Origin of the sequence: Pantoea sp. MBLJ3 (assembly GCF_000816655.1) — a bacterium.
In the GTDB taxonomy this organism is placed as follows: Bacteria; Pseudomonadota; Gammaproteobacteria; order Enterobacterales; family Enterobacteriaceae; genus Pantoea; species Pantoea eucalypti.
Genome location: NZ_JSUT01000011.1, coordinates 100,767 through 123,558, shown reverse-complemented (window position 1 = coordinate 123,558; position 22,792 = coordinate 100,767). Strand labels below are relative to the sequence as shown.

The following is a 22,792-nucleotide window of genomic DNA, read 5'->3' as shown; positions in this document are numbered from 1 at the left end:
TTGTTTTACTTCAGCGTAATGCTTTTCACAATGTTGTCTGCATCGCTCTGCGCCTGCTGCTGATTATCGCCTGGCAGCGTAATCTGCAGTGTCACCAGCTTGCCATCGACTTTAGCCAGCACCACGGAAGACCATGAGGTCTGATTGTTGGCAGAAATCACCGTATCCAGCTGCTGTGCGGGCTGATCTTTCAGCGTCACAGATTTGTTCGACACCACCTGCAGCTGCGGGTCGCGGTTACGCTGCTGCTGTTCCATGCGCTTCGACAGCACATCCAGCCCATCACTGGTCGGGTCGCCGGCAATCACAATAATGGCGCGGGCACCGGTTTCATCTGCGTAAACGTGCATGTTCGTAGTCTGCGAACCCAGTTTACCGCTTTTATCTGACATGCCTGGTGGCAGTGAGAAGCTCAGTTTGCCATCCATCAGCGTGACAGTCTGTGCCGACTGACTGGCGCTGACGCCGTTGTCATTCGCCGCTTCATCTTTCTTCTGGTCACAGGCGGCTAAGCCCAATACCAGTAAACCCATTCCTACATATTTCACCAGATTGCGCATCAGAATCCCTTTTTAAGTTTCCAGTCAGGCAGTAATACAACAGGAATCAGGCTGCAAACGCAACCTGATGATTGTCAGAAGATCTTAGCGGGTAATGGCGGAAATGGTATGGGCTCTTAGCGCCTGGCCAATCAGACTATTTTTTTGTCATTCTGAACCTGGGCAGTGCTCACACAGGCTGCTTTAGCAACCTGAACGCCCGTCAGGGCGGCCCTGAAGGGGCGAGCGCAGCGAGTAATCCTCACGAACTACGTGTACTACGGATTGTTCCGCGCTGTCCGTGTCCAGACTGCCTGCAACAATAACGTCTGATAAACCCGGCTCAGCCGAAATTGACCTGGCGGGCGGTCTGGCGTTCCGCCAGACGCTTCAGCGCGGCGTTGAGGAGTACGCCGTAGGCGGGCAGGAAGAAGACCATGCAGATAAGCACTTTGAAGCTGTAATCCACCAGTGCAATCTCAACCCAGTGCTGCGCCATAAAGGCATCAGGACTTTTGTAGAAGGCGATGAAGAAGAAGGCCAGCGTATCGCTGATATTTCCCAGGAACATGGCACAGCCTGGTGCTATCCACCACTGCGGCAGACGACGCAGACGGTTGAATACATGAACGTCGAGGATCTGACCCAGCGCGTAAGCCATGAAGCTGGCGCAGGCGATACGGGCAACAAAGAGATTCATGACTTCCAGTGCCTGCCAGCCCTGCCATTCACCCTGATAAAACAGTGCCGAAACGCCGTAAGAGATAAACAGCGCCGGGATCATCACAGCCAGAATAATGCGTCGGGCCAGCGGTGCGCCAAAAATACGCACGGTGAGATCGGTCGCCAGGAAGATAAAGGGAAAGCTGAATGCACCCCAGGTGGTGTGGAAGCCAAAGACAGAAATTGGCAGCTGTACCAGATAGTTACTTGATGTGATCACCAGCAGGTGAAACAGCGACAACCAGAAAAGCGCATGCATGCGCTGACGTGAAGAAAATGCGAGCATATTCAACCTTTTTAATGTTGGGGTGAGGGAACCCATTGCGGGACGCCGTTCGGGCAGCGCCTGGCAGTTTTATGAGCAAAAAGCGGCGGCATCTTACCGCGTTGTGCTTTTTATGCAATGGTTAATTTTAACGCAATCGTTATCGCCTTGCTTCACCGCCAGCACGCGCTAGAATAGGCGCCCTTTTGCTGAACTGAGTTGATTATGAGCGATGCTTTTTCCTCTGCCGATCATCAGCTGGATGCCCGTGGCCTGCGTTGCCCGGAGCCGGTGATGATGGTGCGCAAAACCGTACGCGGCCTGCAGGATGGCGAGACGTTGCTGATTATCGCCGACGATCCGGCGACGACGCGCGACATTCCCGGCTTCTGCCGCTTTATGGAACATGGCCTGCTGGCGCAGCAGACCGACACGCTGCCTTATCAGTTTCTGATTCGTAAAGGCATGGCGGGTTAACGACAGCCGTTCGGGCCGTCGTTAACTTTACTCATCGATCAGAAGCCTCACACTCAGGCGCGACGACGCAGTAACCGCAAGGCGTTGGCAGTGACCAGCGCGGTCGCACCGGAATCTGCCAGCACCGCCAGCCACAGTCCGGTCAGGCCCATCAGGGTAGTGACCAGGAAAATCGCCTTCAGACCCAGCGCAATACCGATATTCTGGCGGATGATGCGCCGTGTCCGGCGTGCCAGCGCAATCATCGGGGCCAGATTGCTGAGCTGATTTCGCGTCAGGGCCGCATCGGCCGCTTCCAGCGCGACATCAGTGCCGCTACCCATGGCAATGCCCAGCGTCGCCGCTTTCATCGCCGGGGCGTCGTTAATACCATCTCCGACCATCGCCAGCGGCTGCTGCTGACTCAGTTCACGGATGGCCGCCACCTTATCGGCGGGCAGCAGGCTGGCGCGATAATCGATATCGAGCTGACGGGCAATGGTTGCTGCGGCGCGAGGATTGTCACCCGTCAGCATCAGGCTCTCAATGCCCAGCTTTTTCAGCGCCTTTAACGCCTCCACGGCGTCGTCGCGCAGCTGATCGCGCAGGGCCAGCGCACCCAGCGCGTCGCCATCGCGCATCAGCACTACCAGCGTTTCACCTTCGGCTTCCTGTTGCGCTATCTGCGCATTTTGCTGCGGCGTCAGACCGGGAGCATGGCCTGGCGTCAGCAGCTGAATCTGCTGGCCTGAGACCTGCGCACGGATACCGCGTCCGGCCTGCACCTGCTGATCCAGCGCGTCAGGAATCACCAGCTCACGCGCCTGCGCGGCCGCCACGATAGCGCTGGCCAGTGGATGGGTCGCACCCTGTTCCGCAGCGGCACTCAGCGCCAGCATCTCTGATTCGCTGGCCTCGCCAAATCGCAGGATCTGCGTCAGTTGTGGCTTGCTCAGCGTCAGCGTGCCGGTTTTATCAAACGCCATTCTGCGCAGCGAACTCAGCCGCTCCAGCGCCGCACCGCCTTTAATCAGCGCGCCCTGTCGCGCCGCCGCTGCCAGCCCGGAGGTAATCGCGGCGGGCGTGGAGATCACCAGCGCACAGGGGCAGCCAATCAGCAGCAGCGTCAGACCTTTGTAGATCCACGGCTGCCAGTCGCCTGCGAAAAGCAGGGGCGGCACCACCATCACCAGCAGCGACAGCAGCATCACCAGTGGCGTATAGATGCGACTGAACTGATCGATAAAGCGTTCTACCGGCGCACGGTGCGTTTCCGCCTCCTCAATCAGCTGCAGGATACGGTCAATCGCGCTTTCACCCGGCTTCGACACCACTTCCAGCATTACCTGCCGATCCACGCTGGTGGCACCGGCGAGAATCTTTTCGCCGCTAGCCCGCGTGACCGGTAATGATTCTCCGGTCAGCGCGCTCTCATCGAAACTGGCAAGCGGGCTGATTAAACGGCCGTCGACCGGCAGGCGGCTGCCCGCCGCGACTTCAATCACATCGCCGGGTTGCAGCGCCGCCAGCGGTACTTCACGACGTTTGCCCTGTTCAAGGCGAATAGCCGACTCAGGCCGCAAGGCCATCAGGCTGGTGACGCCGCTGCGCGCCCTGGAAGCGGCATAGCTTTCCAGCTGTTCGCCCAGTTGAAACAGCACCAGCACCATCGCGGCTTCAGCGTGCGCGCCAATAATCAGCGCACCGGCTGACGCCAGTGTCATTAATGTCTCAATGGTAAAAGGCGATCCGCTGCGAATGCGCTGCCATGCACCGCGCGCGACCGGGATCAGGCCGACCAGCGTGGTCAGCACAAACAGCCGATCGCCCCAGGCGGGCGCGAACTGGCTGACGACGCTGCTGACGAGTACCAGCAATGCCAGCAAAATCAGCATCCGGTTCTGTTGCCAGCCCGGAGTGGCTGCCGTGGCGGGTGACGAGGCTGATGGAATGGCGAGCTGAAAACCGGCTTTTTTCACCGCCTGTACAACGGCGTTTTGCACATCCTGATCGGCGTTGACGACCAGCTTTTCGCTGCTGAACAGCACGCGGGCGTCGGTCACGCCTTTTACCTGACGGACGGCGGTTTCAATGGTGCGGGCGCAGCTCGGGCAATCCATCCCGCTGACCTGCCAGCTAAAGGGCCAGGAGCCTCGCCGGTCACTTTCCTCAGCGGCGTCGGCGTCATTGCCAGGGCTGCTGTTACTGTCACAGCAACAGCCCGCTGTATCCGCCGTTACGGGTGTAGCAGCATGAATAGAAAGGGAGAGGGGACGGGCCTGACGAACCTGGCACAGCGGTTTCGCTGCGGCGTGGCTGGCACGCGGTTTGCCGCAGCCACAGGCGTGATGTTGATGCATATGACCTCCAGAGTGTAAAAAAAAGCGGGATGAGCAACCCGGCTCATCCCGCTATCCTACACTCTGGAGTGAACTCCAGAGTCAAGGCTATTTTCTCAGACGACCCACAATGAGCGCACGATCATAAAATGACCGGCAAAGTAGCAGGCGGCGACGATCGCGCTGTCAGCGGTGAAGCGACGGCGATAGTGCGAGATAAACCAGACGGCGTTTGCCAGCAGCAGCAGGCCGGCACCGACCATGATAGAGAAGCTGTAATCAGTTGGACGGAAGAAGTACTGCTCGGTCGCTATCCAGGTCATCACCAGCGTCATGCCGATAAACGTACAGACAGGCCAGCGAAGATCTTCCAGTCGGCTCCAGATGATGCCAGTCAGGGCGGCACCGATAATGAGCAACGTTAGCGGAATCGGCCAGAAGAAGGTCATGGTCATGCTGGCGGCGAAGCAGAGCGTATAAAGCAGGTGCGACAGGAAGAAAGCCCCGACGGCATAGAGCATCTGCTGACGCGGCAGCAGCGTTAACGCATCACCGACCAGTGTCGCGACCAGACCGGCCAGAATCAGGTAGTCCGTGGTCTGCAGCACCGGCGCCTGCCAGGCCAGCCCGACAAGCAGCAGCAGTGTGACCGGTTTAAACAGCCAGCGTTGCCACTGAGGGCCGCGATAGGTGGCGTCGACATAGAGCCAGCCGGAGAAAAGTACAGCGAGGAAAGACCAGAGCATTGTTTCTCCCTTTTTTACTCAAAGTGGTGAAAGATCCCAAAATATCCCTTCCAGTTTAGGTTAAGCCCCTGAGATGTGACAATCGGTCAACTCTGGTTGTATGCTTTACCGCCTGATTAATTTTCCCCGCAGGCACAAGAGCACTATGAGCAAACCGCCGCTAATCTTTATCATTGTCCTGGCGATAATCGCCGTGCTGGCGACCCGTCAGTTCATTAAGCAACGCCGTGAAGTGGCGGTCAATGATGCCTCACCGGTGCGTTCTCTGCAGGCCGAGGTCAAAACTAAACGTGAATTTCCTTCTCCCAATCGCCGTTCACGGCAGCGTGAGGTGATCGCCGGAGAAGAGATGCGGTATGAGGTGCTGTTTCATCCACTGAACGGGGCCAGCGACATCAAGGTGCAGCTGAAAGAGGCGGAATATCATCAGCTGGATAAAGGCGCGAGAGGCGAGTTGAAGATGCAGGGCACGCGCTTTATCAGCTTCACGCCCCTGCAGTGACCGGCGGGCATGGCGCCCGCACGGCACTATTTCTTGCGTGGGAAGTTTTTCTTCTGCCAGGCGACCAGTTCGAACACCCCGAACAGAAACACTTTGGCCTGGGTGACGCGGTCAATTGGCGGCGCATCTTTGGTCTGCGTGGTGCGCAGTAAAACCAGCTGCAGGCCATGCATCAGGATCATGAAAATCAGCGCAACGTTGATAAAATAAGTCAGCGGTTTCGGGTAGGGATGAACCAGGTTAGCCAGTAAAAATCCCCACACGCATAGCATCAACAGACGCCCCAAATTAAGTAACATCCTGCGTCTCCTGTTGACGTTGATACAAACGATAAGCCACTTGTCCGGCTATTTTCTCGCGATAAAGATCCCACTCGGGCGGCACCGGTGGTGCGCCATTTTCCACTTCACTTTCGACGTAAATCAGTGCCTGGTCGGCCAGCCAGTGATTCTGTTCCAGCAACTGCAACGTCTGCTCCAGCAATCCCTGACGAAACGGCGGATCAATAAACACCACATCGAACGGGGTACCCGGCTGTGCCAGCCAGTTTAACGCATTGGTCTGAATCACAGTGCCATTGCTCGCGCGCAGCGTCTGCAGATTTTTTGTCAGCTGTTGTGCCACAGGCCGTTCCAGCTCCAGTAGCGTAGCCGAACCCGCGTAACGCGATAGCGCCTCCAGCCCTAATGCACCGCTACCGGCAAAGCAGTCGAGGCAGCGCGCCTCTGGCAGCACCGGGGCCAGCCAGTTAAACAGTGTCTCACGCACCCGATCGGTGGTCGGGCGGAGTCCGGCACTGTCCGGCACCGGCAATTTACGTCCGCGCCACTGGCCGCCAATGATGCGAATCTGCCCGGCACCGCCTGTACTGCGGGGGTTTTTATTCATCTTGCTCACAACTCGTCATAATTTGTTGCGTAGTTTAACGGGCGAATCGGTGAGAAGAAACGTTAAAAAAGGGTGCTGTGGTGAGCTGGCTGGAAAGTGTTAGACTACTGAGTTGCTGAAGTCATGCATTATTCTGCGGTTTACGCCGGTCTGGCGCTGACCGACTTTCATTGATTTACCCCTGGAAACCACGCGCGACCGGGACAAAGCCATCGAGGAGTGTCGTCACACAATGGCAAAAGAGAAAAAACGTGGCTTTTTTTCCTGGCTGGGATTTGGCAAAGAGGAAGAGAAACAACCTGTAGCGGAGGAGCAGACACACGAGGTCGCAGAACCCGTACAGCAGACTGAACAGGAAGCGCCGGCATTAAGCCAGGCTGAAGCGCAAGCGGAAGAGACTGTCGCTATCACCGAAACGGTGGCCGAACAGCAGCGTGAGGCAGACGTCACCGCGGCAGCGCCGCACGAATCAGCACCGGCGGTGCTCGATGAGGCTGAGCCAATTGAGGCCGATCCTGAAGCATTACTGGACGTCTCCGCACCTGAACATGACGCGACGCCGGTTATTGATGCCGACGACGTGGTCACGCCGATCGCGGACGAGGCATCAGCAGACGCGCCGTTAAGCGAAGAAGAGCTGACCGCGCTGGCGCTGGGCGATGCTCCGATCATTGAAATCCCGGACGCATCAGCAGACGCGCCATTAAGCGACGAAGAGCTGACTGCGCTGGCACTGGGCGACGCCCCGATCGTTGAAACGCCACACAGTGAAGCAGACGCGCCATTAAACGACGAAGGGCTGGCCGCGCTGGCACGGGATGACGCACCCACCGCTGAAATCTCTCACAGTGAAGCGGAATCACCGCTGACCGAAGAAGAGCTGACCGCGCTGGCACTGGGCGAAGCCGACGTCACTGACGCGGAACCGGCAGACACATTATCCGACACCGTCAGCGATCTTCCGCTGGCCGCCGCGCCACTCATCGTGCAGGAGCAGGAACGTCCCAGCAAAGAGGGCTTCTTTGCCCGCCTGAAGCGCAGCCTGGTCAAAACCCGTCAGAACCTCGGTTCCGGTTTTATCAGTCTGTTCCGTGGCAAAAAGATTGATGATGACCTGTTTGATGAGCTGGAAGAGCAGCTGCTGATTGCGGATGTCGGTGTGGATACCACGCGCCGCATCATTACCCATCTTACTCAGCAGGCAAACCGCAAGCAGCTACGTGACGCCGAAGCGCTCTACGGCCTGCTGAAAGCGGAAATGGCCTCGATTCTGGCAAAAGTGGATGCGCCACTGGAAGTCTCAGGCAAAACGCCGTTTGTCATCCTGATGGTTGGCGTCAATGGTGTGGGTAAAACCACGACCATCGGTAAGCTGGCGCGCCAGTATCAGGCCGAAGGCAAAACGGTGATGTTAGCGGCTGGTGATACCTTCCGTGCAGCGGCGGTTGAGCAGCTGCAGGTGTGGGGCCAGCGTAATAACATTCCTGTGATTGCTCAGCACACGGGTGCAGATTCGGCGTCGGTGATCTTCGATGCCATTCAGGCAGCGAAATCGCGCGGCGTTGACGTGCTGATTGCTGATACGGCCGGTCGTCTGCAGAACAAATCGCACCTGATGGAAGAGCTGAAAAAAATCACCCGCGTGATGAAAAAACTGGATGATTCAGCGCCACACGAAGTGATGCTGACGCTGGATGCCAGCACCGGACAGAATGCGGTCAGCCAGGCCCGACTGTTTAACGAAGCGGTTGGCGTGACCGGTATCGCGCTCACCAAGCTGGATGGCACCGCTAAAGGCGGCGTCATCTTCTCGGTGGCCGATCAGTTCGGTATTCCGATTCGCTACATCGGCGTCGGTGAAGGCATTGAAGATTTACGGCCGTTTAAGGCGGAAGATTTTATTGAGGCATTGTTTGCCCGAGAGGACTAATTAGGATGATTCGCTTTGAAGAGGTCAGTAAGGCATATCTCGGCGGACGTCAGGCGCTACAGGGAGTAGATTTCCGTCTGCGTCCTGGCGAAATGGCGTTTCTGACCGGCCACTCCGGTGCCGGTAAAAGTACCTTGCTGAAGCTGATTTGTGGCATTGAGCGCCCGAGTGCCGGAAAAATCTGGTTCAGCGGCCATGACATTTCCCGCCTGCGCAACAGTGAGGTGCCTTTCCTGCGTCGTCAGATTGGCATGATCTTCCAGGATCACCACCTGCTGATGGATCGCTCTGTTTACGACAATGTGGCTATCCCACTGATTATTTCCGGTGCCAGCGGCGAAGATATCCGTCGTCGCGTCTCGGCGGCGCTGGATAAAGTCGGCCTGCTCGACAAAGCGAAAAGTTATCCGATTCAGCTTTCGGGTGGTGAACAGCAGCGTGTGGGCATCGCCCGGGCGGTGGTGAACAAGCCAGCCGTGCTGCTGGCAGATGAACCGACCGGTAACCTTGATGACGCGCTGTCAGAAGACATTCTGCGCCTGTTCGAAGAGTTTAACCGCGTTGGCGTCACCGTTCTGATGGCGACGCATGACAGCGGCCTGATCGCCCGGCGTAATTACCGGATGATGACGCTGAATCAGGGACGTCTGCACGGAGGCCACGATGGTCAATAAACGCATTAAACGTCCGGCTGCACCGAAAGCGAAGCAGCCATCGAAGAGTAAAGCGCTGAAGGGCGGCTGGCAGGAGCAGTGGCGCTATGCACTGCGTGGTACGCTCTCAGACATGTGGCGTCAGCCGCTGGCCACGCTGCTGACGGTGATGGTTATTGCCATCTCCCTGACGCTGCCCAGCGTCTGCTACATGGTGTGGAAAAACGTTAGCCAGGCGGCCACGCAATGGTATCCGGCGCCGCAGTTAACCGTTTATCTCTCCAAAACGCTTGATGACACGGCAGCAGAAAACGTCGTGGCGCAGCTCAAGCAGGTCGAAGGCGTGGATAACGTTAACTACCTGACACGGGAAGAGGCGCTGAATGAGTTCCGCAACTGGTCAGGCTTTGGCGGCGCAATGGATATGCTGGAGCAGAATCCGCTGCCTGCGGTAGCCATCATTACGCCGAAACTCAATTTCCAGAACTCTGACACCATGCAGAGCCTGCGCGATCGGGTCACCAAAGTGCAGGGCGTGGATGAAGTGCGGATGGATGACAGCTGGTTTGCGCGGCTGGCCGCACTGACCGGACTGGTGGGGCAAATCGCGTCGATGATTGGTGTGCTGATGATCGTGGCGGTGTTCCTGGTGATCGGTAACAGTGTTCGTCTCAGTATCTTTGCCCGACGCGACACGATTAACGTGCAGAAGCTGATTGGTGCGACTGACGGCTTTATCCTGCGTCCTTTCCTCTACGGCGGGGCGCTGCTGGGGTTCAGCGGCGCGGTGCTGTCGCTGCTGCTGTCGGAAGTGCTGGTGCTGCGTCTCCAGTCTGTCGTCGCCAGCGTGGCGACCGTATTTGGAACCACCTTCTCGCTGGAAGGCTTCTCCTGGGATGAGGCGCTGCTGCTGTTACTGATTGCAGCAATCATCGGCTGGGTGGCTGCGTGGCTGGCAACGGTACAACATTTACGTCGATTTACGCCGCAGTAAACGCCTGCAACATTTTTTTGTTATAATGGTCCTCTGCTACCGATGGTGGGTGCAGAGGATTTCTCCCTCTTCCCTTCCTGTCATCTGTGTGTAAAATATTCACCGCTATAATTGAACTTGTGGATAACTTTAGCACTCTAAGTAGCACAGATTGCTTTCGGATTTCGCGCGACGTTGACGTAATGTATCGTCTGCGCAGGGAAATGTGCGGCAATTCCACTAAATTTGTGAGGGTTTGAATGACCAAAGAAATGCAAACTTTAGCTATTGCTCCTCTTGGCAACCTGGAGTCTTACGTCCGGGCTGCGAATACCTGGCCGATGCTCTCGGCTGAAGAGGAAAAAGCGTTGGCTGAACGGCTGCATTACCAGGGCGATCTGGAAGCAGCAAAGACGCTGATCCTGTCTCACCTACGCTTTGTAGTTCATATCGCTCGTAATTACTCCGGCTACGGTCTGCCACAGGCTGACCTGGTCCAGGAAGGCAACATCGGTCTGATGAAAGCGGTGCGTCGCTTCAATCCTGAAGTGGGCGTGCGTCTGGTTTCATTTGCCGTGCACTGGATTAAAGCGGAGATTCACGAATACGTGCTGCGTAACTGGCGTATCGTGAAAGTCGCGACCACCAAAGCACAGCGTAAGCTGTTCTTTAACCTGCGTAAAACCAAGCAGCGTCTGGGCTGGTTCAATCAGGACGAAGTCGAGATGGTTGCGCGTGAGCTGGGCGTAAGCAGCAAAGATGTGCGTGAAATGGAATCGCGTATGGCCGCGCAGGACATGACCTTTGATATGTCTGCCGACGATGAGAGCAGCGAAGGCCGTTCGATGGCGCCGGTGCTTTATCTCCAGGATAAAACCTCTGACTTTGCTGACGGCATTGAAGAGGATAACTGGGACGCGCATGCCGCTGACAAGCTGAGCTATGCGATGGAAGGTCTGGATGAGCGCAGTCAGCACATCATTCGCGCCCGCTGGCTGGATGAAGACAATAAAACCACGCTGCAGGAGCTGGCCGATCAATACGGCGTATCAGCGGAACGTGTCCGGCAGCTGGAAAAGAACGCCATGAAGAAACTGCGTATGGCGATCGAAGCGTAACGCACTTCGACACCTCAAGGGGCGACAGATGATGTCGCCCTTTTTGTTTTCTGCGTCAGGCTACTCTACCGCCAGTATCCACCCATCACTCTGAGCCCTGAAACCACACGCCTGCATAAATGCCGCCCGCACCTGCTGATCGTCACTGCCATCATCGGCAATCCACCAGTCTGATATCGACCCGTTCTGCCTGATCGTCTCCTCAAGCAAATATTGTCCCACACCGCGTCGCCGGGTGACATCGCGCACCGTCAGCCGGTGGACCTTGCCATGCATCCCTGAGATTTCCAGCTGCAGACCCGCCAGCAGCCGATCGTTAAAGCGTGCGGCATAAAGACGATGACGCTCATCCAGGTGCTGCTCCAGTTTTTCAATCTCCAGATCCGGCCAGACTTTGCCCAGATCGATGCGGTCCTGCGCGGTCAGCGTGGTTAAACGCTGAATAGTGAGCTTCATAACAAAAACCTCTGTAATAGGGGAAAGTGCAGCGAAAGTATACAACCAGAGTGCCACCACATTTTCATCAATAAAACAGGTCAAAAGATGGCCTGGATGCCAGGATGATAGTTGTAAACAGGGAAATCAGACGATCAATCCAGCACAACGCGCTGGCAAAATGGTGAAAAACCGGCCATTGCCTCCAGTGTATTATGCTGTTTCACTCAGTCAATTCTGAATATGTCAGTTGATTTAAAGAAGAAAATTCCTGTTTAATAACCTGAAAAATAAAGCCTTATTATCAAAAAATACCGGAAAAGTGCGCTAAGCCATTCATAAACATCATTTTTCGGCTTTATCCGGTAGCAACAGCAAACCACAACTCACAGTCACAACAAGATGGGGAAGTCCGCATGAAAATGAGTAAAGGCCGCGCATTACTGGCGGGTTGCGTTGCGCTGGCAATGAGCCACGCCGCCCTGGCTGCCGACATTAAAATCGCTATCGTTGGTGCCGTAACTGGCCCGGTCGCGCAGTACGGTGATATGCAGTTCACTGGTGCCGCGCAGGCGATTAAGGACATTAACGCCAAAGGCGGCATAAACGGCAACAAGCTGGTCGGCGTAGAGTATGACGATGCCTGCGATCCGAAACAGGCCGTGGCGGTGGCAAACAAGGTTGTTAACGACGGCATTAAATACGTTATCGGCCATCTTTGCTCCTCTTCTACCCAGCCTGCGTCCGACATCTATAACGATGAAGGTGTGCTGATGATTACCCCGGCAGCCACGGCACCGGAGCTGACGGCACGCGGTTACGAAACCATTATGCGTACAACCGGCCTGGACTCCGATCAGGGCCCGACTGCCGCGAACTATATTCTTGATCAGATCAAGCCTAAGCGTATCGCCGTGGTGCATGACAAGCAGCAGTATGGTCAGGGTCTGGCGGAATCAGTACAGAAAACGCTGAAAGCGAAAGGCGGCAACGTGGTGCTGTTTGAAGGCATCACTGCAGGCGATAAAGATTTCTCTACGCTGATTACGCGCCTGAAGAAAGAGAACGTCGACTTCGTTTATTACGGTGGCTACTACCCGGAAATGGGTCAGATTCTGCGTCAGGCGAAAGCGGCTGGCCTGAAAGCGGGCTTTATGGGACCGGAAGGCGTGGGTAACGCTTCACTCTCCAATATCGCGGGTGATGCATCAGAAGGTATCTATGTGACGCTGCCGAAGCGCTACGACCAGTTGCCGGAGAACAAGGCGATTGTTGAGGCCATCAAAACCAACAGCGCACAGAATCGCAAGGATCCGACCGGCCCGTTCGTCTGGACCACTTATGCGGCAATCCAGTCGCTGGTAGCGGGTATCGAACGCAGTAAGAGCGACGAGCCAGACGCGATCGCGAAAAACCTGAAAACCGGTGAGCCGGTACCAACAGTGATGGGCAACCTGAGCTGGGATCAGAAAGGCGATCTGAAAGGCTTCGAGTTCGGCGTATTCAAATGGCACAAAGACGGTTCGTCTACCGCAGTTAAGTAATCGTTCCATCGACAGACCAATCCTCTGCCGCGTCGGCAGAGGATTTTCCCGTTCTCATGCAGGTCTTCACTATGTCCGAGCAGTTTCTTTATTTCATTCAGCAGATGCTTAACGGGGTCACTCTCGGCAGCACCTACGCGCTGATCGCCATTGGTTACACCATGGTTTACGGCATTATCGGCATGATCAACTTCGCCCACGGCGAAGTCTATATGATCGGCAGCTATGTCTCTTTTATCGTGATTGCCGCCCTGATGATGATGGGTATCGACACGGGCTGGCTGATGATTGCCGCTGGCTTCGTGATGGCGATACTGATCTCCAGCGCCTACGGCTGGAGCATAGAGCGCGTCGCCTATAAGCCGGTGCGATCGTCGAAGCGTCTGATCGCACTGATCTCCGCCATCGGCATGTCGATCTTTCTGCAAAACTACGTCAGCCTGACGCAGGGTTCACGCGACCTGGCGCTGCCGAGCCTGATCACCGGACAGTGGACGGTAGGCGAGAGCAACGGTTTTGCCGCCACAATTTCTACCATGCAGGTTGTGATCTGGGTGGTGACGTTCCTGGCGATGCTGGCGCTGACCACCTTTATCCGTTATTCCCGCATGGGCCGCGCCTGTCGCGCCTGCGCTGAAGACCTGAAAATGGCCAGCCTGCTGGGAATTAACACCGACCGCGTCATCTCGCTGACCTTTGTGATTGGTGCTGCCATGGCGGCGGTAGCGGGCGTGCTGCTGGGCCAGTTCTACGGCTCCATCAACCCCTTCATCGGCTTTATGGCGGGCATGAAAGCCTTTACCGCTGCCGTGCTGGGCGGCATTGGCAGTATTCCGGGCGCGATGATTGGCGGCCTGGTTCTGGGCATTGCTGAAGCACTGACCTCCGCATATCTCAGCACGGAATACAAAGATGTGGTGTCGTTTGCTCTGCTGATCGTGGTGTTGCTGGTAATGCCGACCGGGATTCTGGGTCGCCCGGAGGTTGAGAAAGTATGAAATCTTCCTTTATCAACGCGCTGCTCTCTTCTGTCATGCTGCTGGTGCTGGCCAGCTTCTTTATGGGCATGCGTCTCGGCCTCGACGGCACCCGACTGGTGGTGCAGAGCGCGGGCGACGTGCGCTGGAACTGGATTTTCGTCGGCTGTGCCGTGGTCTTTCTGTTTCAGCTGCTGCGTCCGTTCTGGCAGCGCGGTCTGAAAAAGATTTCCGGTCCGGCGCTGGTGCTGCCTGGCATCGACGGCTCAACGCCGAAGCAGAAGCTGTTTATGCTGGCGCTGATCCTGGTCGCGGTGGCCTGGCCCTTTTTCGTGTCGCGCGGCACGGTAGACATCGCCACGCTGACGCTGATCTACGTGATGCTCGGTCTGGGCCTGAATGTGGTGGTCGGCCTGTCGGGGCTGCTGGTGCTCGGCTATGGGGGCTTCTATGCCATTGGCGCTTACACCTTTGCTCTGCTGAACCACTATTTTGGTCTCGGCTTCTGGGAGTGTCTGCCGCTGGCGGGCATTGTCTCGGCGCTGTTCGGGCTGCTGCTCGGCTTTCCGGTGCTGCGCCTGCGCGGAGACTATCTGGCGATCGTCACGCTGGGCTTCGGCGAGATTGTGCGTATTTTGCTGCTGAATAACACGGCGATTACCGGCGGTCCCAATGGCATTGCGCAGATCCCCAAACCGTCACTGTTCGGCCTTGAGTTTGGCCGCAAAGTCTCTGAAGGGGGCTGGAACACCTTCCACGATTTCTTTGGCCTGAAATACGATCCCAGCGACCGCGTGATTTATCTCTACCTGGTGGCGCTGCTGCTGGTGGTGCTGACGCTGTTCGTGATCAACCGGCTGCTGCGGATGCCGCTGGGCCGTGCCTGGGAAGCATTGCGTGAGGATGAGATTGCCTGCCGTTCACTGGGCCTGAGCCCGACCCGCATCAAGCTGACCGCCTTTACCATCAGTGCCGCGTTTGCTGGTTTCGCGGGCACGCTGTTTGCTGCGCGCCAGGGCTTTGTCAGCCCGGAGTCCTTTACCTTTGTCGAATCGGCTTTTGTGCTGGCGATTGTGGTTCTGGGCGGAATGGGTTCGCAGTTTGCAGTGATTCTGGCGGCCATTCTGCTGGTGGTGTCGCGCGAGCTGATGCGTGATCTGAATGAATACAGCATGCTGGTGCTGGGTGGCCTGATGGTGCTGATGATGATCTGGCGTCCGCAGGGATTATTGCCGATGAAGCGTCCGCATCTGAAGCTCAGAACCGGTAAAAAAGGAGAGCAGGCATGATCCAGCCTTTATTAGCCGTTGAAGGCCTGATGATGCGCTTCGGCGGTTTGTTAGCCGTGAACAATGTGGCACTGGAGCTGCGGCCGCAGGAGATCGTTTCGCTGATTGGCCCTAACGGTGCCGGTAAAACCACCGTGTTTAACTGCCTGACCGGTTTTTATAAGCCCACTGGCGGCACGATTAAACTGCGTGAACAGCATCTGGAAGGATTGACGGGTCAGAAGATTGCGCAGATGGGCATTGTGCGTACTTTCCAGCATGTGCGTCTGTTCCGTGAGATGACGGTAATTGAAAACCTGCTGGTCGCTCAGCATCAGCACCTGAAAAGCGGCGTGTTTTCCGGCCTGCTAAAAACACCTGCGTTTCGCCGTAGTGAGAGCGAGGCGCTGGATCGCGCGGCGACCTGGCTGGAGCGGGTCGGTCTGCTGGAGCTGGCTAACCGTCAGGCGGGCAATCTGGCCTATGGTCAGCAGCGTCGGCTGGAGATTGCACGCTGCATGGTGACGCGCCCGGAGATCCTGATGCTGGATGAACCGGCAGCAGGCCTTAACCCTAAAGAGACCCACGAGCTGGATGCGCTGATTGCGGAGCTGCGTGGCGAACACAAGGTATCAGTGCTGCTGATTGAACATGATATGAAGCTGGTGATGGGCATTTCTGACCGTATTTATGTGGTTAATCAGGGAACGCCGCTGGCTAACGGAACGCCGGAAGAGATTCGTAATAATCCGGATGTCATCCGTGCCTATTTAGGAGAGGCCTGAGATGGCAAATGCGATGTTAACCATTGAGAACGTCAGCGCCCACTACGGCAAAATTCAGGCGCTGCACAATGTCAGCCTCTATATCAATCAGGGCGAAATCGTTACCCTGATTGGCGCTAACGGCGCCGGAAAAACCACGCTGCTGGGTACGCTGTGCGGTGAGCCACGCGCCACGCAGGGCACCATTACCTTTGATGGCAAAGCTATCACCGACTGGCAAACGGCGCGCATTATGCGTGAAGCGATTGCCATCGTGCCGGAAGGCCGGCGGGTGTTTTCGCGCATGACGGTGGAAGAGAACCTGGCGATGGGCGGTTTTTTTGCCAGCCGTCCGGATTATCTGACGCGGATCAAACGCGTTTATGAACTCTTCCCGCGTCTGGAAGAGCGTAAAATCCAGCGCGCTGGCACCATGTCAGGCGGCGAACAGCAGATGCTGGCAATTGGCCGTGCACTGATGAGCCAGCCGCGACTGCTGCTGCTGGATGAGCCGTCACTGGGGCTGGCACCGATCATTATTCAGCAGATCTTCGACACTATTGAGCAACTGCGTAGCGAGGGGATGACGATCTTCCTGGTGGAGCAGAATGCGAACCAGGCGCTGAAGCTGGCGGACAGGGGCTATGTGCTGGAGAACGGGCATGTGGTGCTCGAAGACACAGGTGCAGCGCTACTCTCCAACGAAGCCGTCCGCAGCGCTTACCTCGGCGCTTAAGGTTTAGAGGCCTGGCTTACTTGCCATTTCGACACCGGGCAGTGCTCGCATTCCTCACGTACTTCAGTACGCTCCGGATGCTGTGCGCTGGCCGGTGCCGAACTGCCTGCGACGCCGACGGCCTTGAGTGTCGGTGTGGGTGGTGGTGCCGACGGCCTTCAAATTTGCCTGAAAGTAGGGGCAAGTTCTGCCATTGCCAGAGGCCGTTGCAGCTTCTGGTAATAAATTCGACGTAATAATGATGTATAGCAGCTCAGGCTGCTGACAAACTCAAATCAGGTGAATCTGGCCGCAACACATAAACTTAACGCGCAGGGAACACGGGCAGAAGAGGAAAGCGTCCCGCGCCATGGACGGTGCGGGCCGAGCGTGTCATGGATGACGGATTTTGCGTCTTTCCGATCTGACCGTGTTCTCTGCGCAGGGCACAGTCTTAAAGCAACCAAGCCAGACTTTGTCAACAATCTCAACAATAGTTAGCTGCTCCGCTTTTCCTCTTTTTCGCCTGTCATCCTGCTGTCATCTCCCTGTTATTAATCCGTCATTTCCCCGTGTCATGTTACTTCGCGAAACAGAAATCCGTGATTTCACGCGTATTTACCTGCACAGGAAAATTCTATGTCCGTCGTTACCTTTCGTCGTAGCCTGATGAGCGCGCTGCTCGGTCTGACGCTCTGCAGCCATGCCATGGCCGCCACTGAGATCCCTTTCTGGCACTCCATGGAAGGCGAGCTTGGCAAAGAAGTGGATTCGCTGGCACAGCGTTTTAACGAGACGCATCCCGATTACAAAATTGTTCCGACCTACAAAGGTAACTACGAGCAGAGCCTGGCAGCAGGGATTGCGGCCGTGCGCAGCGGCAAAGCGCCAGCGGTGCTGCAGGTCTATGAAGTCGGTACGGCGACCATGATGGCCTCAAAGGCGATTGTGCCGGTGCATCAGGTATTCAAAGACGCCGGCATTCCCTTCGATGAAAAACAGTTCGTGCCAACGGTGGCGGGCTACTACAGCGACAGCAAAGGTCAGCTGATCTCTCAGCCGTTCAACAGCTCGACACCGGTGCTCTACTACAACAAAGACGCCTTTAAAAAAGCGGGCCTGAACCCGGACCAGCCGCCTAAAACCTGGCAGGAGCTGGCGACAGATGCCGCCGCACTGCGTAAATCGGGCATGAGCTGTGGCTACGCCAGCGGCTGGCAGGGCTGGATCCAGATTGAAAACTTCAGTGCCTGGCATGCTCTGCCGGTCGCGACGGAAAACAACGGATTTGACGGACTCGATGCGGTGCTGGAGTTCAACAAGCCGGTGCAGGTTCGTCATATCGAACTGCTGGAAGCGATGAACAAGAAAGGGGACTTCACCTACTTTGGTCGCAAAGATGAATCCACCGCCAAGTTCTACAACGGCGATTGCGGTATCACCACTGCCTCATCCGGTTCGCTGGCCGATATCCGTCACTACGCCAAATTCAACTTCGGCGTTGGCATGATGCCGTATGACGACACCGTACCGAATGCGCCACAGAACGCCCTGATTGGCGGAGCCAGCCTGTGGGTAATGAAAGGCAAAGATGCAGCAACGTACAAAGGCGTAGCTGAGTTCATGCAGTTCCTGGCTAAACCGGAAATCGCTGCGGAATGGCACCAGAAAACCGGCTATCTGCCGATTACGACCGCCGCCTACGAGCTGACGAAACAGCAGGGCTTCTACGACAAAAATCCGGGTGCGGATATCGCCACTCGCCAGATGATGAACAAGCCGCCATTGCCCTTCACTAAAGGCATGCGTCTGGGCAATATGCCGCAGATTCGTACCGTGATCGACGAAGAGCTGGAAAGTGTCTGGACCGGCAAACAGTCGCCACAAAGCGCACTGGATAACGCCGTGAAACGCGGCAACGAGCTGTTGCGCCGCTTTCAGCAGCAGGTGAAGTAATCTCTTCCTGCGGGCCCGCTCAGGCTGGCCCGCTCTTTCTGACGCCAGGTATGCCATGTCTTCATCCCGTCCGGTCTTTCGCACCAGTCTGTTGCCCTATCTTCTGGTACTGCCGCAACTGCTGATTACCGCCATCTTCTTTCTCTGGCCTGCGGGTGAAGCGCTGTGGTACTCGCTGCAAAGCCTCGATCCCTTTGGCATCTCCAGCAGCTTTGTCGGGCTGGAAAACTTCAGACGGCTATTTGCCGATCCTTACTATCTGGATTCCTTCTGGACCACGATAAAATTCAGTGGCATGGTCACGGTGTTTGGCATGGTCTTCTCGCTGCTGCTGGCGGCGCTGGTGGATTATGTGGTACGACTCCGCCGCCTCTATCAGACCCTGCTGCTACTGCCTTACGCCGTTGCGCCGGTGGTGGCTGCGGTGCTGTGGATGTTTCTGTTTAACCCTGGCCTGGGTCTGTTCAGCTACCTGCTGAACCACGTCGGCTACAACTGGAACTTCGCGCAGAACAGCGGTCAGGCGATGTTCCTGGTGGTGCTGGCCTCGATCTGGCAGCAGATGAGCTACAACTTCCTGTTTTTCTTTGCCGCACTGCAGTCTATCCCTAAATCGCTGGTGGAAGCCGCTGCCATCGACGGTGCCGGACCGGTGCGTCGCTTCTTCAACCTCTCACTGCCGCTGATCACGCCGGTCAGCTTCTTCCTGCTGGTGGTGAACCTGATCTACGCCTTCTTCGATACCTTCCCGGTGATCGATGCCGCAACCGGCGGCGGGCCGGTGCAGGCGACCACCACGCTGATCTACAAAATCTATCGCGAAGGCTTTACCGGTCTGGATCTCTCCTCTTCCGCGGCGCAGTCGGTGGTGCTGATGTTGCTGGTGATCGGGCTGACGGTGCTTCAGTTCCGCTTTGTTGAACGTAAGGTGCAATACCAATGATTGAGAATCGACGCGGGCTGGATATCTTCAGCCACATCGTGCTGGTGCTGGGCGTGCTCACTATCCTCTTTCCGCTCTATGTCGCCTTTGTGGCGGCAACGCTGGATAACGAGGCGGTCTATCAGGTGCCGATGACCCTGGTGCCCGGCACGCACCTGTGGGAGAACATCTCGCGCATCTGGACGCAGGGCGTCAACGGCAGCGGACCAGCGTTTGGCCTGATGCTGCTCAACAGCATGATCATGGCGCTGGGTATCACCTTCGGCAAAATTACCGTCTCAATGCTGTCGGCGTTTGCGCTGGTCTGGTTTCGCTTTCCGCTGCGCACGCTCTTTTTCTGGCTGATCTTCATCACCCTGATGTTGCCGGTTGAAGTGCGTATCTTCCCCACGGTGCAGGTGATAGCCGACCTTAATATGCTCGACAGCTACAGCGGATTAACTCTGCCGCTGATGGCGTCGGCCACCGCGACTTTCCTGTTCCGTCAGTTTTTTATGTCGCTGCCGGATGAGCTGGTAGAAGCGGCGCGTATCGACGGTGCCAGCGCAATGCGCTTCTTTATCGACATTGTTCTGCCGCTGTCGAAAACCAATCTGGCGGCGCTGTTTGTCATCACCTTTATCTACGGCTGGAACCAGTATCTCTGGCCGCTGCTGATCATCAATGACGCCAGCCTCGGCACAGCGGTGGCGGGGATCAAAAGTATGATCTCCACCAGTGGATCGCCGACCCAGTGGAATGAAGTGATGGCGGCAATGTTATTAACCCTGATCCCGCCGTTGGTGGTGGTGTTAGTCATGCAGCGTGCCTTTGTGCGCGGTCTGGTTGAGAGTGAGAAATAAGATGGCAGGCGTAACCCTTCAGGCAGTAACCAAGTCCTACGATGGCAAAAATCAGATCATTCAGCCGCTGAACGTCACCATCAATGACGGCGAGTTTATGGTGATGGTGGGGCCATCCGGCTGCGGTAAATCGACGCTGCTGCGCATGGTAGCCGGACTGGAGCGCGTCAGCTCCGGTGATATCTACATCGACAACCGGCGCGTCACTCAGGAAGAGCCAAAAGATCGCGGCATTGCGATGGTGTTCCAGAATTACGCGCTTTATCCCCACATGTCGGTGGAGGAGAACATGGCCTATGGCCTGAAAATCCGCGGCATGGGCAAAGAGCAGATTCGCCAGCGGGTGCTGGACGCAGCGCGCAGCCTGGAACTGGATCACCTGCTGATGCGTCGGCCTCGCGAACTCTCGGGCGGTCAGCGCCAGCGCGTGGCGATGGGTCGCGCCATCGTACGTGAACCGGCGGTGTTTCTGTTCGATGAGCCGCTGTCGAATCTTGATGCCCGCCTGCGGGTGCAGATGCGGCTGGAGCTGCAGCAGCTGCACCGCCGCTTACAGACCACCAGTCTCTATGTGACGCACGATCAGGTCGAGGCGATGACGCTGGCACAGCGGGTGATGGTGATGAACAAAGGCGTGGTCGAGCAGCTTGGCACGCCGGTCGACGTATATGAACGTCCGGCCAGCCAGTTTGTGGCCTCGTTTATCGGTGCGCCCGCCATGAACCTGCTGAAAGGACAGTTCAGCAGTGACGGCTCGCGCTTCCAGCTTGATGCCTCACACGCGCTGCCACTCAGCGACACAAAAGCGAAATGGGCTAACCGCCCGGTGGTGCTGGGCATCCGGCCAGAGCATATTCAACTCAGTAGCCGCGAGCAGGGCGGCGTGCCTTTGCGGGTCGATACACTGGAGATGCTGGGTGCCGATAATCTGGCACATGGTCGCATCGGGGAGACGCCACTGGTGGTACGCTTAGCCCACAGCGAACGGCCGCAGCCAGGCAGTACGCTGTGGCTGCATCTGCCGTCAGATGCGTTACACTTCTTCGATTCAACCCATGGAAAGCGTCTGGAATGAGCACACAACACTGGCCTTATCCCCGCATCGTCGCTCATCGCGGCGGCGGTAAACTGGCACCGGAAAATACCCTGGCAGCCATCGACACGGGTGCAAAATATGGCCATCAAATGATTGAGTTTGATGCTAAATTATCAATGGATGCCCAAATCTTCCTGCTGCATGACGACACACTGGATCGCACCAGCAACGGCTGGGGCGTGGCAGGTCAGTTGCCCTGGGAGAAGCTGTCGCAGCTCGATGCAGGCAGCTGGTTTGATAAGGCGTTTACCGGCGAGAAGCTGGCGCGGCTGGATGAGGTGGCAGCACGCTGCCGTCAGCATCAGATGATGGCAAACATCGAAATCAAACCGACCACCGGCAGTGATGCCGAAACCGGACGTGCGGTGGCGCAGGCAGCCGCAATCCTGTGGCAGGGACAGACCGCGCCGTTGCTCTCTTCATTCTCGTTTGAGGCGCTGGAGGCAGCAATGCAGGCCGAACCACAACTGCCGCGTGGTCTGTTGTCGCACAGCTGGGATCCCGAGTGGCAGGCAAAAACAACAGCGCTGGCCTGCGTCTCGATCCATCTGAATCACAAGGTGCTGACCGCTGAGCGGGTCGCCGAACTGAAAGCGGCCGGACTGAAAATTCTGGTTTATACCGTGAACAACCCGGATCGGGCGCGGGAATTGCTGAAATGGGGCGTCGATGCCATCTGTACTGACAGCATCGACATCATTGGCCCCGATTTTCATTAGTTCTGGTTTTGATTCTGCTGGCCCGGCTGCGAGGTAATAACCCGCTGCTGGGCGCTATTTCGCTGTTCCTGCATTTTGCGCTGCATATCCTGCGTCTGACGCTGCTGATCCTGGCGCAGCTTCAGCTGCTGCTGCTGCTGATCGGTCTGCATCTGCGACTGCATCCGCTGCTGGCTCGGGTTATAGCCCGGTTTATTGGGATCATTGGTGCTGTTGAGCGTGTTCGCCTGGCTGGCGAATGGCAGCAGGGCCGCTAAAACAATTATCCACTTTTTCATCACTCCTCCTTCCGTAAACGCGACAGGGTTTTGGGTGCACAATCGCGCACCCCGATATCAGGGTCGCATCCATAAGTTTACCCGATATCACAGACCTTACTTTCAGATGTATTCCTGATTTGA

Annotated in this window: 24 protein-coding genes; 16 read left to right on the top strand and 8 right to left on the bottom strand. The window is 56.7% G+C overall.

The annotated features are described in order from the left end of the window. Positions 1–5: 5 nt before the first annotated feature. A complete protein-coding gene (locus NP77_RS16280) occupies positions 6–560 on the bottom strand; it encodes a DcrB family lipoprotein (protein ID WP_003852180.1) in 555 nt (184 codons plus the stop codon). Between the two features lie 322 nt (positions 561–882). Beyond that, positions 883–1,548 (bottom strand): 7-cyano-7-deazaguanine/7-aminomethyl-7-deazaguanine transporter, encoded by a 666-nt coding sequence (locus NP77_RS16275; RefSeq protein WP_003852182.1) that lies wholly within the window; start codon positions 1,546–1,548, stop codon positions 883–885. A gap of 204 nt (positions 1,549–1,752) precedes the next feature. On the opposite strand from NP77_RS16275, the gene tusA reads away from it, so the two are divergent. Then, entirely contained in the window at positions 1,753–2,004 is a 252-nt protein-coding gene (gene tusA / locus NP77_RS16270) for a sulfurtransferase TusA (RefSeq protein WP_003852184.1), read from the top strand. Between the two features lie 53 nt (positions 2,005–2,057). Here tusA and NP77_RS16265 read toward each other — a convergent pair whose 3' ends face one another. Further along, entirely contained in the window at positions 2,058–4,343 is a 2,286-nt protein-coding gene (locus NP77_RS16265) for a zinc/cadmium/mercury/lead-transporting ATPase (protein WP_039660846.1), read from the bottom strand. Positions 4,344–4,438: 95 nt separating this feature from the next. Then, positions 4,439–5,068: a lysoplasmalogenase gene (locus tag NP77_RS16260; protein ID WP_003852187.1), complete on the bottom strand. Its 630-nt coding sequence runs from the start codon at positions 5,066–5,068 to the stop codon at positions 4,439–4,441. A 145-nt stretch (positions 5,069–5,213) separates the two neighbouring features. On the opposite strand from NP77_RS16260, the gene NP77_RS16255 reads away from it, so the two are divergent. Further along, complete coding sequence (locus NP77_RS16255) at positions 5,214–5,570, top strand: DUF2500 domain-containing protein (RefSeq protein ID WP_039660845.1); 357 nt, start codon at positions 5,214–5,216, stop codon at positions 5,568–5,570. Positions 5,571–5,596: 26 nt separating this feature from the next. Here the strand turns inward: NP77_RS16255 and NP77_RS16250 are convergent, their stop codons facing one another. Together NP77_RS16250 and rsmD are read right to left on the bottom strand one after the other, a co-directional pair. Then, positions 5,597–5,869, bottom strand: coding sequence for a DUF1145 family protein (locus NP77_RS16250; protein ID WP_003852192.1), 273 nt, complete (start codon positions 5,867–5,869; stop codon positions 5,597–5,599). Continuing rightward, complete coding sequence (rsmD, locus tag NP77_RS16245) at positions 5,859–6,458, bottom strand: 16S rRNA (guanine(966)-N(2))-methyltransferase (protein ID WP_003852194.1); 600 nt, start codon at positions 6,456–6,458, stop codon at positions 5,859–5,861. Before rsmD ends, NP77_RS16250 begins: the two co-directional genes overlap by 11 nt. A gap of 232 nt (positions 6,459–6,690) precedes the next feature. Here rsmD and ftsY point away from each other — a divergent pair, with 232 nt between their 5' ends. From ftsY to rpoH, 4 genes are all read left to right on the top strand, one after another. Beyond that, on the top strand, positions 6,691–8,388 hold the full coding sequence (ftsY, locus tag NP77_RS16240; RefSeq protein ID WP_039660842.1) for a signal recognition particle-docking protein FtsY: 1,698 nt from the start codon (positions 6,691–6,693) through the stop codon (positions 8,386–8,388). A 5-nt stretch (positions 8,389–8,393) separates the two neighbouring features. Next, positions 8,394–9,062: a cell division ATP-binding protein FtsE gene (ftsE, locus tag NP77_RS16235; RefSeq protein WP_003852197.1), complete on the top strand. Its 669-nt coding sequence runs from the start codon at positions 8,394–8,396 to the stop codon at positions 9,060–9,062. Continuing rightward, complete coding sequence (gene ftsX / locus NP77_RS16230; RefSeq protein WP_003852199.1) at positions 9,052–10,035, top strand: permease-like cell division protein FtsX; 984 nt, start codon at positions 9,052–9,054, stop codon at positions 10,033–10,035. Before ftsE ends, ftsX begins: the two co-directional genes overlap by 11 nt. 239 nt (positions 10,036–10,274) lie before the next feature. Next, on the top strand, positions 10,275–11,132 hold the full coding sequence (rpoH, locus tag NP77_RS16225) for an RNA polymerase sigma factor RpoH (protein ID WP_003852201.1): 858 nt from the start codon (positions 10,275–10,277) through the stop codon (positions 11,130–11,132). Positions 11,133–11,192: 60 nt separating this feature from the next. On the opposite strand, the gene panM is transcribed toward rpoH, so the two are convergent. Then, the gene (gene panM / locus NP77_RS16220) at positions 11,193–11,588 is read right to left on the bottom strand and encodes an aspartate 1-decarboxylase autocleavage activator PanM (RefSeq protein ID WP_008926293.1); all 396 of its coding nucleotides are present in this window, start codon (positions 11,586–11,588) and stop codon (positions 11,193–11,195) included. A gap of 395 nt (positions 11,589–11,983) precedes the next feature. Between panM and NP77_RS16215 the strand changes: the two genes are divergently transcribed. The 10 genes from NP77_RS16215 (at position 11,984) to ugpQ (ending at position 22,391) form a co-directional block, all read left to right on the top strand. Beyond that, positions 11,984–13,111, top strand: coding sequence for a branched-chain amino acid ABC transporter substrate-binding protein (locus NP77_RS16215; RefSeq protein WP_003852205.1), 1,128 nt, complete (start codon positions 11,984–11,986; stop codon positions 13,109–13,111). Positions 13,112–13,182: 71 nt separating this feature from the next. Further along, the gene (gene livH / locus NP77_RS16210) at positions 13,183–14,109 is read left to right on the top strand and encodes a high-affinity branched-chain amino acid ABC transporter permease LivH (RefSeq protein WP_008926292.1); all 927 of its coding nucleotides are present in this window, start codon (positions 13,183–13,185) and stop codon (positions 14,107–14,109) included. Then, the gene (locus NP77_RS16205; protein WP_003852208.1) at positions 14,106–15,377 is read left to right on the top strand and encodes a high-affinity branched-chain amino acid ABC transporter permease LivM; all 1,272 of its coding nucleotides are present in this window, start codon (positions 14,106–14,108) and stop codon (positions 15,375–15,377) included. The genes livH and NP77_RS16205 overlap by 4 nt, the downstream gene beginning before the upstream one ends. Beyond that, a complete protein-coding gene (gene livG, locus NP77_RS16200) occupies positions 15,374–16,141 on the top strand; it encodes a high-affinity branched-chain amino acid ABC transporter ATP-binding protein LivG (RefSeq protein ID WP_003852209.1) in 768 nt (255 codons plus the stop codon). Before NP77_RS16205 ends, livG begins: the two co-directional genes overlap by 4 nt. Before the next feature lies 1 nt (position 16,142). Then, positions 16,143–16,856: a high-affinity branched-chain amino acid ABC transporter ATP-binding protein LivF gene (gene livF, locus NP77_RS16195; RefSeq protein WP_008926291.1), complete on the top strand. Its 714-nt coding sequence runs from the start codon at positions 16,143–16,145 to the stop codon at positions 16,854–16,856. Positions 16,857–17,474: 618 nt separating this feature from the next. Next, positions 17,475–18,791, top strand: coding sequence for a sn-glycerol-3-phosphate ABC transporter substrate-binding protein UgpB (ugpB, locus tag NP77_RS16190; RefSeq protein ID WP_008926290.1), 1,317 nt, complete (start codon positions 17,475–17,477; stop codon positions 18,789–18,791). Between the two features lie 55 nt (positions 18,792–18,846). Continuing rightward, positions 18,847–19,734 (top strand): sn-glycerol-3-phosphate ABC transporter permease UgpA, encoded by an 888-nt coding sequence (ugpA, locus tag NP77_RS16185; protein ID WP_003852215.1) that lies wholly within the window; start codon positions 18,847–18,849, stop codon positions 19,732–19,734. Then, complete coding sequence (ugpE, locus tag NP77_RS16180; protein ID WP_003852217.1) at positions 19,731–20,576, top strand: sn-glycerol-3-phosphate ABC transporter permease UgpE; 846 nt, start codon at positions 19,731–19,733, stop codon at positions 20,574–20,576. Before ugpA ends, ugpE begins: the two co-directional genes overlap by 4 nt. Position 20,577: 1 nt before the next feature. Next, the gene (locus NP77_RS16175; RefSeq protein ID WP_003852219.1) at positions 20,578–21,651 is read left to right on the top strand and encodes a sn-glycerol-3-phosphate import ATP-binding protein UgpC; all 1,074 of its coding nucleotides are present in this window, start codon (positions 20,578–20,580) and stop codon (positions 21,649–21,651) included. Further along, on the top strand, positions 21,648–22,391 hold the full coding sequence (gene ugpQ / locus NP77_RS16170; protein ID WP_003852221.1) for a glycerophosphodiester phosphodiesterase: 744 nt from the start codon (positions 21,648–21,650) through the stop codon (positions 22,389–22,391). Before NP77_RS16175 ends, ugpQ begins: the two co-directional genes overlap by 4 nt. Here the strand turns inward: ugpQ and NP77_RS16165 are convergent. Further along, positions 22,388–22,669, bottom strand: coding sequence for a DUF2756 domain-containing protein (locus NP77_RS16165; RefSeq protein WP_003852222.1), 282 nt, complete (start codon positions 22,667–22,669; stop codon positions 22,388–22,390). The two genes, ugpQ and NP77_RS16165, sit on opposite strands and share 4 nt — an antisense overlap. Positions 22,670–22,792: the final 123 nt, after the last annotated feature.